Annotated in this window: 8 protein-coding genes; 1 reads left to right on the forward strand and 7 read right to left on the reverse strand. The window is 75.1% G+C overall.

The genetic code is table 11. The features are described 5' to 3' along the window. Positions 1–20 precede the first annotated feature (20 nt). The 7 genes from ACZ5GH_RS15050 to ACZ5GH_RS15080 form a co-directional block, all read right to left on the reverse strand. The gene (locus ACZ5GH_RS15050; protein WP_387756414.1) at positions 21–1,040 is read right to left on the reverse strand and encodes a Rieske (2Fe-2S) protein; all 1,020 of its coding nucleotides are present in this window, start codon (positions 1,038–1,040) and stop codon (positions 21–23) included. 220 nt (positions 1,041–1,260) lie between these two features. Beyond that, positions 1,261–2,856 (reverse strand): glutamine-hydrolyzing GMP synthase, encoded by a 1,596-nt coding sequence (gene guaA / locus ACZ5GH_RS15055; protein WP_387756412.1) that lies wholly within the window; start codon positions 2,854–2,856, stop codon positions 1,261–1,263. 1,052 nt (positions 2,857–3,908) lie between these two features. Beyond that, a complete protein-coding gene (locus tag ACZ5GH_RS15060; protein WP_464334484.1) occupies positions 3,909–5,564 on the reverse strand; it encodes a hypothetical protein in 1,656 nt (551 codons plus the stop codon). Between the two features lie 305 nt (positions 5,565–5,869). Next, entirely contained in the window at positions 5,870–7,660 is a 1,791-nt protein-coding gene (locus ACZ5GH_RS15065) for a GMC oxidoreductase (protein ID WP_464334485.1), read from the reverse strand. Between the two features lie 124 nt (positions 7,661–7,784). Next, positions 7,785–9,416, reverse strand: a complete 1,632-nt coding sequence (locus ACZ5GH_RS15070; protein ID WP_387756406.1) for a succinic semialdehyde dehydrogenase — start codon at positions 9,414–9,416, stop codon at positions 7,785–7,787. Positions 9,417–9,512: 96 nt separating this feature from the next. Continuing rightward, the gene (locus ACZ5GH_RS15075) at positions 9,513–11,255 is read right to left on the reverse strand and encodes a serine/threonine-protein kinase (RefSeq protein WP_387756404.1); all 1,743 of its coding nucleotides are present in this window, start codon (positions 11,253–11,255) and stop codon (positions 9,513–9,515) included. Between the two features lie 161 nt (positions 11,256–11,416). Next, positions 11,417–12,517, reverse strand: coding sequence for a protein kinase domain-containing protein (locus tag ACZ5GH_RS15080; protein WP_387756402.1), 1,101 nt, complete (start codon positions 12,515–12,517; stop codon positions 11,417–11,419). A 57-nt stretch (positions 12,518–12,574) separates the two neighbouring features. Between ACZ5GH_RS15080 and ACZ5GH_RS15085 the strand changes: the two genes are divergently transcribed. Then, the gene (locus tag ACZ5GH_RS15085; protein ID WP_464334486.1) at positions 12,575–13,105 is read left to right on the forward strand and encodes an SHOCT domain-containing protein; all 531 of its coding nucleotides are present in this window, start codon (positions 12,575–12,577) and stop codon (positions 13,103–13,105) included. Positions 13,106–13,109: the final 4 nt, after the last annotated feature.

Below are 13,109 nucleotides of genomic sequence, written 5' to 3' on the forward strand. Positions count from 1 at the left end.
GCCGACGGCCCTCCGGGCCCTCAGATCTGCTGGGGGCCCAGGGTCAACTGGTCGCCGTCCTTGCGGACGGCGTACTTGGGCAGCGGCTTGACCGCCGGGCCGTTGACCACCGCACCGGTCGCGGCGTCGAACCGGGAGCCGTGGCAGGGGCAGTACAGCTGGCCGTTCTTCGGCGCGTCCACGGCGCAGCCGGAGTGGGTGCACACCGCGGAGAAGGCGCAGTACTGGCCGGCCTTGGGCTGGACGATGTAGACGGCGTCCCCGGTGGCCGGGTCCTTGACCTGGGCCGAGCCGCCGACCGGCACGCTCGCGGCGGGCACCGCGGGGGCCTGGGCCGGGGCGGCGGAGACCGGGGCGGCCGACTGCTCGGGCGCGGCGGACCGGTCCCGGCCGAAGGTGCGGGTCAGCGAGCCGGCCAGCAGCCCGGCCCCGCCGATCGCGACGGCCGCGATCCCGCCGTCCACCAGGGCCCGGCGCCTGACGTGGTCCTCGCCGAGCCCGCGCGCGCGGTCCCGCCCGGCCCGGCGGGCCAGGTAGCCGTCCACCGACAGGTACGGCGTGCCGGCCAGCACCAGCGGGGTCCAGGCCATCAGGTATGCCAGGTCGTTGCCGAGGTAGTACGGCGCGACGCTCCAGCTCACGGTCAGCCACAGGCTGAGGCTGAGCAGCGCGCCGCCGAGCGCGGCGGCCCGGCCCCAGAGGCCGAGCAGGGTGCCGAGGCCGACCGCCAGCTCGCCGAAGGCGACGGCGAGCGCGAACAGGGTCGGGTGGTCGAGGGCGGGGCCGAGCAGGAAGGAGATCGGGCTGCCGCCCGCCTTGGCGGCCCGGGTCTGCGAGACGAAGGAGGCCGGGTCGCCCGCCCCGGCCAGGAAGTGGGCGTCGGAGAGCTTGTCGAGGGCGGCGTAGACGAACGTGACGCCGAGGAAGAGCCGCAGCGGCAGCAGCGCGTGCCCGGACGCGAGCGCCCGCCACCGCGCCACCCGGTCGGCCCGACCGGCCGCTCCCCCACCGGCCGGCACCGCGTTGCTGGCCTCCGACATCCCTCACACCTTCCCTCGCCGCCTGCCACTCCCTGACAGGTCCGGTCCGCATTCTGCCCGTTCCCGACCGCTTTCGGTGGGAGGTCCCTCCCGGAGAGCGGCACCCGCACGGCAAACGGCCGCGCCGTCGCTCCCTCCAGTACGGGAACGACGGCGCGGCCGTTCAGGCACCGGCCTCAGGACGGAGACGGAGTCCCGCCCCGCCGGCCGGCGGGAGTGCTCACTCCCACTCGATGGTGCCCGGCGGCTTGCTGGTGACGTCGACGACGACGCGGTTCACGTCGCGGACCTCGTTGGTGATCCGGGTGGAGATCTTCGCCAGCACGTCGTACGGCAGGCGCGACCAGTCGGCGGTCATGGCGTCCTCGGACGAGACCGGGCGCAGCACGATCGGGTGGCCGTAGGTGCGGCCGTCGCCCTGCACGCCCACGCTGCGGACGTCGGCGAGCAGCACGACCGGGCACTGCCAGATCTCACGGTCCAGGCCGGCCGCGGTCAGCTCCTCGCGGGCGATCGCGTCGGCGTCGCGGAGCAGGTCCAGGCGCTCCTTGGTGACCTCGCCGACGATCCGGATGCCCAGGCCCGGGCCCGGGAACGGCTGGCGCTGGACGATCTCCTCCGGCAGGCCCAGCTCCTGGCCGACCATCCGGACCTCGTCCTTGAACAGCTTGCGCAGCGGCTCGACCAGCTGGAACTGGAGGTCCTCGGGCAGGCCGCCGACGTTGTGGTGGGACTTGATGTTGGCGGTGCCGGTGCCGCCGCCGGACTCCACCACGTCCGGGTACAGGGTGCCCTGGACCAGGAAGTCGACCGACTCGCCGTGCTCGCCGGCCTCGGCGATGATCTCGGCCTGGGCCTGCTCGAAGACCCGGATGAACTCACGGCCGATGATCTTGCGCTTCTCCTCGGGGTCGGTGACCCCCTTCAGCGCGTTCAGGAAGCGCTCGGAGGCGTCGACGACCTTCAGCTGGACGCCGGTGGCGGCCACGAAGTCCTTCTCGACCTGCTCGGTCTCGCCCTTGCGCATCAGGCCGTGGTCGACGTAGACGCAGGTCAGCCGGTCGCCGATGGCCTTGTTGACCAGGGCGGCCGCGACCGCGGAGTCCACGCCGCCGGACAGGCCGCAGATCGCGCGCTTGTCGCCGACCTGCTCGCGGATCAGGGCGATCTGCTCGTCGACCACGCTGCCGGTGGTCCAGGTCGGGGCGATGCCGGCGCCGCGGTAGAGGAAGTGCTCCAGGACCAGCTGGCCGTGGTCGGAGTGCAGCACCTCGGGGTGGTACTGGACGCCGTACAGCCGGGCCTCGTCGTTCTCGAAGGCCGCGACCGGGACCAGGTCGGTGGAGGCGGTGACCTCGAAGCCCTCCGGGGCGGCGGAGCAGGCGTCGCCGTGCGACATCCACACCGAGTGCTGCGCCGGGACGCCCTCGAACAGGGTGGAGCCGGTGCGGGAGACGGTCAGCGGGGTGCGGCCGTACTCGCGGGCGCCGTTGTTGTCGACGGTGCCGCCGAGGCTCTTGGCCATCAGCTGGAAGCCGTAGCACATGCCGAAGACCGGGACACCGGCCTCGAAGATCGCGCGGTCGATCTGCGGCGCGCCCTCTTCGTAGACCGACGACGGGCCGCCGGAGAGGATGATCGCCTTGGGGTTCTTGGCGAGCATCTCGGCGACCGGCATGCTGCTCGGCACGATCTCGCTGTAGACCCGCGCCTCACGCACCCGACGGGCGATGAGCTGGGCGTACTGGGCGCCGAAGTCGACCACCAGGACGGGGTCGTTGTCCGGCGCGGACTGGACGGGAATTGCAGAGGACACAGACGGCCTTCCGGCAGCGGTATCGAGGTGTCGCGCGGGCCCGCTTCCCCGGCGGGGGCTGCGGCTGCGGACGGTGTGGGGTGTCTGGACACCGATTCTACCGGGCTGTCCGGTTTCACTCGTCTGCCCGTCCAACGAACCGTGACCGGGCGGGGCGGCGGTTCGTTGCTTCTGACGAACGTACGGCCGCGCCGCGTCCGCCAGACGCGCCGCCCGTCCCCGCGGGGGCACCGCCGTACGGCAGCAGGACCACGCGTGGAGTTCCACCCAGTCCACCGGCGCACGTGGTGCCGCCGCCCGGCCCGCCGGGCGCGCGGCTCCGTGGGACCGTGCGCGGGTGCCGCGGCCGGCCAGCAGGGGACAGCGACCCCGGCCGCGACTGGGCCGAGAGGTGGGACGGCCGGAATCCGGGGACGCCCGGGCCGGCCGTCGCACCCCCGGTCCGATCCGGTGCGCGCCCGGGCGCACGCCCCCTTCCACACCGCGCCGCTACGCGCGTCCCCGTGCGCCACCACCACCCGAGCCACTACGCACCGTGATCATCGATGGCGGTCGCGGCGGGAATTGCTCTGGGCCGAACTGCGCCGAACCGGTTGCAGAGCGAGCCCCTCGTCCAGCACGATGCTCCTTGTAAGCGGTTCTCCCGGCGCCTCACGGCTCGCCGAGGAGGCCCGCCAAGGGCGTTCTCCGCAGCCGCGCCGCAGGGAGGTGGCAGCGGTCGTCAGTTCACGCTCCGTGAGCACAGGACCGGCGCAGACCTGCGCGCCGACCCCTCGCCCACGGGTCTGCGCGCCCCGCGCGGCCGGCCACCCACGCCGGAGCCGCACGGCGCGCCCCGAAGCCAACCGACACGACGGCGCTCCTCCCCCGGCGCCGTCACCCCAGCACCGGCGCGGCCCTGACGCCGAGTGCTGAACGACAAAGGGCCCCGTTCCCCCGCGGGGCCCTTTGCCCTGTCCGGGCCGCCCCGGCTCAGGGGCGCCCCGGCTCAGGGCCGCTCCGGCTCAGGGGCGCCCCGGCTCAGGGCCGCTCCGGCTCAGGGGCGCTCCGACTCAGGGGTGCTCGCGCCAGACGCTCGGGTCGACCGGCTCCTCGGCCGGGCGCGGCGGCACCGGCGCCCCGCCGGCCGGGGCGGGCGGCGCGGACGGCGCGGACGGCGCGGACGGCACCTCGTGCGAGGCGAGCACCTCGCTCACCCCGCTCCCGGCGGCGTACGGCGCGTCCTGCGGACCGGCGGCCTGCGGCGGCACCCCGGCCCCCGGCACCGGGCCGCCCTGCTGCGCCGGGACACCGTACGAAGGCGTCGCGTACGGCACCTCCGGCGGGTACGACGCGGCGCCCCCGCCCGGCGCGAACGGGGACTCGGCGTACGGCACGGCGCCGCCCGGCGCACCCTCGCCCCGGCCGCGGACGGCCGCCAGCAGCGCCGGCACCAGCAACACGCCGGCCAGCGCCCAGACCGCGTTGGCCACCAGCACGGTCAGGAACACCAGCCCGACCGAGGACTCCTGGGAGAACTCCATCCGCTTGGCCTCGTCGACCCAGCCGGTCATGGAGCTGGTCTCCACCAGCACCGCCCCGGAGACCGTCATCAGCAGGGTGAGCGCCCCGGCGTACAGGGCCGCCAGCCGCAGCCGGTCGGTGGCGTCCAGGCGCCGCCGGTAGGCCGTCCAGCCGAGCACACCCGCCGCGACGAGCGCCGCGAGGCCGGCCCAGCGCCAGTCGGCGCTGACGTCCCGCAGGTCGAAGAAGGAGAACTCGGTGTCGCTGCCGCGATCCCGCCACGAGGACTCGCCGTCGCCGGACAGGTTGGTGTGCGACCGCAGGCTCGCCCCCGAGCCGAAGCCGAGCAGACCGAGGCCCAGGTTGGGCAGGAAGGCCAGCGAGATCCCGGTCAGCGCCCCGCTGTCGCCGTTCGCCGCGACCAGCACGAAGGCCGCCACCGAGGACAGCCCCACCGAGATCGCGAGCGCCTGGCCGGCGGTCAGCGCGGCCACCGCCCAGCCGCGCACCGCCCGGCTGCGCCAGGCGGCCCAGCGCAGCGCGTCGGTGCCGTACACCAGGAAGGCCAGCAGGGCGGCCGCCACGGCGGTCCAGGCGACCGCCTCCAGCCAGCCGGAGTCCGCGGTGATCAGCGACTCCGCCGACTTCCGGCCGGAGCCGGGGTAGTCGGCCCCGACCCGGCGGCCGTCCGGGTTCCAGTCCGTACCGCCGGCCAGGCCGAGCACCAGGCTCACCGCCGCGAGGACGGCCGCGGTGCGCACCGCCTCGGCGGCGGCCCGGCCCCTGGTCAGCTGGCCCTCCACCGCCTTGCGACGGCGCAGCCCGGCCCGCAGGCCGAGCCAGAGCGCCAGGCACCACAGGGCGGTGACGGTCATCGGCAGCACCCGGACGGACTCCGTCCAGCCGGCCGTGCCCCGGCTCGCCGAGCTCTCGAAGCCGATCCGGAACGGCGCGCCGAGCGCGTTCAGGGTCATCGACAGCATCGCGAGGTAGCGCTCGCCGAAGCCGGGCGCCTCGAACCGGTACTGGTACTGGTAGTCGCTCGGGATCGCCGCGACCAGCGCCACGGCCAGCAGGACGAGGGTCGGTGCGACGGCCGCCCTGGCCGCCGGGCGCCAGTCCGCGGCGGTCAGCAGGCGCTGGAACCCGGGCTGCCGGTCGTACTGCTGCCCGGCTCCCCAGCTGGCCAGCGCGGGCGGGGCCACGGCCGGCGCGTACTCCGGCCGCGGCCCGTACCCGGGCGGCGGGACGGGCGGAGCCGCACCCGGCGGGGGCGGCGGGACGGGCGGAGCGGCGGCCGGCGGGGGCGGCGGCGCGAACGGCCGGCCGCACGACCCGCAGGTGGAGGCCCCCTCCTCCGAAGTCGCCCCGCACGACGTGCAGTCGGCCATGGCCCGCGTTCCCCCCGCTCGACGAGTCCCTGGGCGCCCCAGGGAGCCCGTTTATCCCATCGGACCCGAACGGATGTCAACCGGGAAAGGAGGCAGGCCGGTTGGACGTCCCGGCCGGGTCAGCCGCGCTTCTTCGGGACCTCCGGGACGGGCAGCAGCGGCAGCCGCAGCGCGCCGAACGCGCCCTCGGGGACGGCCGGCCGCGCCGGGGCCACCGCGGCGACCCGCCGGTACTCCTCGCCCTGGGCCGGGCGCGGGTCCGCCTCGCCCTTGTTCGGCCACATCGACATGGCGCGCTCGGCCTGGGCGGTGATGGTGAGCGAGGGGTTGACGCCCAGGTTGGCGGAGACGGCCGAGCCGTCCACCACGCTGATCCCGGGGTAGCCGTACAGCCGGTGGTACGGGTCCACCACGCCGGTCTCGGGGGCGTCGCCGATCGGGCAGCCGCCCAGGAAGTGCGCCGTCATCGGGATGTCGAAGATCTCGCCGACGGTGCTGCCCGGGAAGCCGTTGATCTCGTCGGCCAGCGCCTGGGCGCCCTTCTCGGCGGCCGGGATCCAGGTCGGGTTGGGCTCGCCGTGGCCCTGGGAGGAGGTGAGCCGGGCCTTGCCGAGCGGCCCCTTCCGCAGCGAGACGGTGATCGAGTTGTCCAGCGACTGCATCACCAGGCCGATGATCGTCTTCTCGGACCAGCAGCGCTGGTTCATCGAGCGGGCGAAGGTCACCGGGTGGAGCGCCGAGTTGGCCAGGTAGCGCAGCCAGCGCGGGACCGCCCCGCCGCCCCGGACCTGGGCGATGGACAGCGCGCCCATCGCGTTGGAGCCCTTGCCGTAGCGGACCGGCTCGATGTGGGTGTTGGCGTCCGGGTGGATCGACGAGGTGATCGCCACGCCCTTGGTGAAGTCCGCCCTGGCGCCGTAGCGCCGGTCGGTGGTCTGCGCGCCCACCAGCGCCTCGGAGTTGGTGCGGGTCAGCTCGCCCAGCCGATCCGAGATCCGGGGCAGGTGGCCGCCGTCGCGCATCCGGTGCAGCAGCGACTGGGTGCCGTAGGTGCCGGCCGCCACGACCACCCGGGCCGCGGTGATCGTCCGCGCGCCCGCCTTCACCCGGTCCGTCCTCGACCGGGAGTCGGTGCGGCGCACGTCCACCGCGTAGCCGGCGCCGTACTCGCGGATCCGGGCCACCGTGGTCAGCGGGTGGATCTCCGCACCGCCCCGCTCCGCCAGGTGGAGGTAGTTCTCGGTGAGCATGTTCTTGGCGCCGTGCCGGCAGCCGGTCATGCACTCGCCGCACTCCACGCAGGCCTTGCGGGCCGGGCCGGCGCCGCCGAAGTACGGGTCGGCCACCTCGCCGCCGGGCGCCGCCTTGGCGCTGCCGTCGGTGTCCCCGCCGTCGCCGAAGAAGACCCCGACCGGCGCCATGTGGAAGGTGTCACCGACGCCCATCCGCTCGGCGGCCGCCTTGAGGTGGACGTCGGAGGGGGTGAGGGTCGGGTTGAGCCGGACCCCGAGCATCCGCTGCGCCTGGTCGTAGAACGGCGCCAGCTCCTGCTGCCAGTCGGTGATGTGGCGCCACTGGCGGTCCTCGAAGAAGGCCTTCGGCGGCACGTACAGGGTGTTGGCGTAGTTCAGCGAGCCGCCGCCGACCCCGGCGCCGGCCAGGATCAGCACGTTGGCCAGCAGGTGGATGCGCTGGATGCCGTACAGCCCGAGCTGCGGCGCCCACAGGTAGTTCGGCAGGTCCCAGGAGTTCCGGGGCAGTTCGTCCCGGTCGAAGCGCCGCCCGGCCTCCAGGACGGCGACCCGGTAGCCCTTCTCGGTCAGCCGCAGGGCCGCGACCGAACCGCCGAAGCCGGAGCCGACCACCACCACGTCGTAGTCGAACTCCGCCGCACCGCCGGACTGCACCATCTGCCACCGCTCCTTCGCCGGGTGAACCTGCCTGTGGGTACCGCGAACCGGGCCCCGGCGGACGCGCGGGGCCCGCGTGCCTCCGGGGCCCGCCTCCGTCCGGGGGCCCACGGGCCTTCGGGGCCTACTTGAAGCGCAGCGCCTTGAGCGCCCGCAGCCCGCCGGTCATCACGGCGGCGAACTGCTTGTCGTCCAGCCCGAACGCGGGCGCGATCGGCATCAGCCGCTGGGTCGCGATGGTCTGCGCCTCGGTGAAGCGCAGGATGCCCTCCGCGCCGTGCCGGCGGCCGAGCCCGGAGTCGCCCATGCCGCCCATCGGCGAGCCGACCGAGCCGTACGCGGCGGCGTACGCCTCGTTGACGTTGACCGTGCCGGTGCGCAGCCGGGCCGCGACCGCCCGGCCGCGCCGCTGGTCCCTGGTCCAGACGCTGGAGTTCAGGCCGTACGGCGTGGAGTTGGCGGCGGCCACCGCCTCCTCGTCGGTGTCGAAGCGGTAGAGGGAGACGACCGGGCCGAAGGTCTCCTCGGCGCAGACCGCCATGTCCGGGGTGACGCCGTCGAGGATGGTCGGCTCGAAGAAGAACGGGCCGAGGTCCGGCCGGGCGCGCCCGCCGGCCACCACGGTGGCGCCCGCCTTGACCGCCTCGTCCACGTGCCGGGTGGTGGTCTCCAGCTGGCGGACGGAGACCAGCGAGCCCATGTCCGCGCCGTACGCGAGGCCGCCGCCGAGGCGCAGCGCCCGGGTGCGGGCGGCGAAGCGCTCCAGGAACTCGTCGGCCACCGAGCGGTGCACCAGCAGCCGCTCGATCGAGATGCACAGCTGCCCGGCGGAGGAGAAGCAGGCCCGTACGGCACCCGCGGCGGCCGCGTCGAGGTCGGCGTCGGCGAGCACCAGCATGGCGTTCTTGCCGCCGAGTTCGAGCGAGGCGCCGACCAGGCGGGCGGCGGCGCGCTGGGCGACGTCGCGGCCGGTGCGGGTGGAGCCGGTGAACGAGACGTAGTCGGCGTGCTCCACCACGGCGGGGCCGATCACCGGGCCGTCGCCGATCACGATCTGCCACAGGTCGGCCGGGAGCCCGGCCTCGACCAGCAGCTCGCGGGCCCACAGCGCGGTCAGCGCGGTCTGGGTGTCGGGCTTGTTGACCACCGCGTTGCCGGCCACGAAGGCGGGCAGGGCGTCGCCGACGGACAGCTCCAGCGGGTAGTTCCACGGCGAGATGTGGCCGACCACGCCCTTGGGACGGCGGGCCTCGACGGCGCGGGTGAGCACCGGCAGCGCGCCGCCGTGCCGCTTGTCCCTGAGGTACGCGTGCGCGGCCCGCCCGTAGTGCCGGGCGGCCATGGCGACGGCCAGCACCTCCTCGAAGGCGTGCAGCCGGGCCTTGCCGGTCTCCGCCTGGACGAGGTCCAGCACCTCGTCCTGCCGCCTGAGCAGCAGGTCGTGGAAGCGCAGCAGGACGGCGGCCCGGCGGCGCACCGGCAGCGCGGCCCAGGCCGCCTGGGCGCGGCGGGCCAGCTGGAAGGCGACCTCGACGTCGGCCGGGGTGGACTGCGGCAGACTGGCCAGCCGTTCGCCGGTCAGCGGGGCGACGGTCTCCACCAGGTCGGGCTCGCCGGTGGCGGTGACGCCGGCGGCCAGCCTGGCGACCAGGGACGGCGGGACGGCCGCGGCGACCGTCCGGCCGCCGCCGGGGGCCGCCGGATTGCCGGTGCCGGGGTGTTCGGTGGCCACTGCATCTGCTGTGAGGTCCGACATACGGCGCAGCCTAGGCGCTCGGCGGCCGGTCCGGTACCCGTCGGTAACAAGAATCTGCCGCAGTCGGGCGAAAGCGGGCGCTCCGCCCGCGCCCGGTCAGCGGGTCGGGGTGAAGTTGTTGAGCACCGCGTAGAAGCGCTGCTCGGCCTCGTTCCACTCGTTGCCCTTCTCCGGGCTGGACGAGTAGATCGCGTAGCTGGTGCCGTCCTGGCTGATGAACTCGGTCTCGATCGCGCGCCGGCGGCCGCCCTCCTTGGCCAGGTAGCTGAACTCCCAGACCGCCGCCTCCTGACCCTTCACCGCCGTGCCGGCCATCCGGTGCTGCTTGTAGTCCTTGAGCGACTTGGAAACGTTGCCCTCCATCTGCCGCATGTGGTCCAGCGGCTTGACCGACTGGCCGACGGTGACGGCGAACTGGAGGTAGTGCACCTTGCCGTCGGGGCTGTAGAAGATCTGGTTGTCCCCGGCGCTGATCCGCTGCCAGGACGGGGTCCCGTTCGGCAGCGGGAAGCGGAAGCCGGCCGGGTCGTCGACCCAGTGGTAGCCGCTGGGCGGCGCCACCGCCGGGGTGGCGTCGCTGGTGGGCTCGGGGCCGGTGGACTCGGCGGCGGTCGGCGTCGGGTCCACCGGGCCGTCGCCGCCCACCATGTGCCGGGTGACGAGGAAGGTGCCGGCGGCGGCCAGCAGGCCGACGGCCACCGCGATGCCGACGATCTTCAGTAGGTTGCGGCGCCTGGCCGGACCGCGCGCGGGCGTGACGGAGTGCGGCACCGGCGCGACGGGCCCGGTGTACGCCATCGCCGCGGCCTGCGCGCCCCCGGCGGTGTCCGGTCCGACGGGGACGAGGGGGACGGCGGGCGCGGCGGCCTTCGGCTCGGTCGGCTCCTCGGAGCCCTCGACCGGCTCCGCCGCGGACGCCCGGCCCTCACTGCGGTCCACCACCGGCACCGACTGGGTGGGCGTGCGCACCGACGCGACCGACTTCAGGCCCATCGTGTGCCCGGCCTGCACCTCGGCCAGCATCCGGGCCGCCTCGTCCGCGGTGGGCCGCTCGGCCGGGTCCTTGGCCATCAGCGCGGCCAGCACCGGCCCCAGCGGCCCGGCCCGCCGCGACTCCGGCAGCGGCTCGTCGACCACCGCGGCGAGCGTGGTGATCGGCGAGTCCCGCCGGAACGGCGACTGGCCCTCGACCGCCGCGTACAGCGTCGCCCCGAGGCCCCACAGGTCCGAGGCCGGCCCGGGCCGCTCGCCCTGGGCGCGCTCCGGCGCCAGGTAGTCCGGCGAGCCGACCAGGTCGCCGGGCCGGGTCAGCTCGGTCGAGCCCTCGTACTTCGCGATGCCGAAGTCCAGCAGCACCACCCGCCCGGTGCCGCGCTCCAGCAGCACGTTGGCCGGCTTCACGTCCCGGTGCAGCACGCCCAGCTGGTGGCCGCGGTGCAGCGCGGCCAGCACCTGGCTGCCGACCTCGGCGGCGGCGCGCGGCTGCAGGGTGCCGTCCTGGCTGATCACGTCGGCCAGCGAGCGGCCGTCGACCAGCTCCATCACGATCCAGGGCCGGCCGTCCTGCTCCAGCACGTCGTGCACGGTGATCACGCCGGGGTGCTTGATCCGCGCGGCCGCGCTGGCCTCGCGCTTCATCCGGGCGTGCAGGATCTGGAGGTCCTCCTCGGGCAGGTGGTTGACGGTCAGCTCCTTGACCGCGACCTCGCGGTCGAGCATCCGGTCCCAGGCCCGCCAGACAGTGCCCATGCCGCCGCGGCCGAGCCGCTCGCCGAGCTCGTACCGCCCGGCCAGCAACCGCTCCGCCTCGGCCGACTCCGGCCGGTCCTGCACGCCCATCTGCGCCCGCTCCCCCACACATTCCGCCTGCCGTCACCGCGACGGAGGGCCTGGTGCAGACCACTGTTCGAACAAATCCCAGGCACACATTAGGCGCACCTTGCCTCCCCGGGTAATCTCGCCCGCTCCCCGGACCGGCAGGCCGGAACCCCGGCGGGCCGTCAGCCTGCGAACAGGACCACCGCGGCGATTCCCAGCGCGAGCAGCACGAACACTCCACCCACCAGCAGCGGGCCCAACAGGGCGGGGGGTATCCGGGGCGGCTTCGCCCCGTTCCCCGGCCCGAAGTCCCCACCGTTCCCGCCCTTCCGGGCACTCCTCCCGGCCCTCCCGCCGCGCGGGCGCGGCACCAGCGGCGCCTCCGGCTTCAGCACCGGGACCCCCGCCGCCCGCTCCTCGTCGACCGGCTCCGGCGCCCCCGCCAGCAGCGCCGCCAGCTCGCCGCGGACCGCCTCCGCCGTCGGCCGCAGCACCGGATCGGGCCGCAACAGCCGCTCCACCAGCGGCGCGAGCGGCCCGCACACCACCGCGGGCTCGCGCCGCCCGTCCCGTACGGCCGTCACCAGCTCCGGCACGTCCCGCTCCGGGTACGGCGCACGGCCGGTGACCAGCCGCTGCAGCAGCACCCCGAGCGCCCAGCAGTCGCCCGCCGGGCCGCCGTCCAGCGGCCAGCGCTCCGCCACCGGCCCGACCAGGGTGGCCCGCACCTCGTACCGGCGCCGCCCGCCCGGCCCGCCGAGCTCCTCGGCCAGCGCCTCCTCCGCCACCCCGGCGAGCAGCCCGCCGAGCATCGCCGCGCCGTCCTCGCAGACCAGCACCGACTCCGCGGTCAGGGCGCCGTGGGTCAGCCCGGCCGCGTGCAGCGCCCGCAGCGCGCCGGCCACGTCCGCCGCCAGCTCGGCCGCCCGGTACGGCGGCAGCGGCCCCTCGGCGAGCAGCTCGGCCACCGTCCGCCCGGCCGGCCGCTCCTCCACCGTCCACAACAGCTCGCCCTCGACGAACGCGCCGACCCCGCGCAGCAACCTCGGGTGCGCGACCGGCGCGGCCGAACCGACCGCCGCCACCCGCCGCACCAACCGGTCCGCCTGCGCCGCGGCGGCCTCCTCCGGGTCCTGACCCGACGTCAGCAACTCCGGCAGCTCCAGGGCGCTCAGCAGCACCGATTCGCCGGTCCGCTCGTCCACCGCGTGGGCACGCAGCGGTTCAGGACGGTCCGTCAGCCGGTACCGCCCCGCCAGCAACTGCCCGGGGGCGCCTCGCATGCCAGTTCCTCTCGCTCTCCGAGCAGCCTACTGAGCGGCTCCCTTAGGCTCGATCCCATGGACTGGACCGATCTGATCGACACCGCCCTCGAGGCGTCCGGAAACAGCGGCAAGGCCAACCAGGCCGAGGCCCTCCGCACCGTCGAGGGAACCATCATCGACGGTGAGAAGCCGGTAGCCTCGACCGCCGGGCGCCACCCCGACCACTTCCGCAAGGGCATGCTCGTGCTGACCACCCATCGGCTGCTCTTCCTGAAGGACGGGAAGCCTCCGGTACCGGTTCCGCTCGCCGCCGTCACCGACGTCACCGTGACCCGCACCAAGCTCAACGGCGAAGTGCTCCTGGTGGTGGCGCTCACCGGCTCGCACCGCTTCGAGGACGTGGTCAAGGCCGACTTCTTCGCCGAACAGCTCCGGACCGCCGCCCGCACCGCCCGCAACGCCCCGAAGGCCGTACCCGCCGCCCCGGCCGAGGCCGCCACCGGCGACCAGCTCATCGGCCAGCTCGAACGGCTGGCCGCCCTGCGCGCCTCCGGCGCCCTCACCGAGGACGAGTTCACCCGCGCCAAGCAACGCCTGATCGGTTAGGGCC

Source organism: Kitasatospora sp. Xyl93 (genome assembly GCF_055383135.1).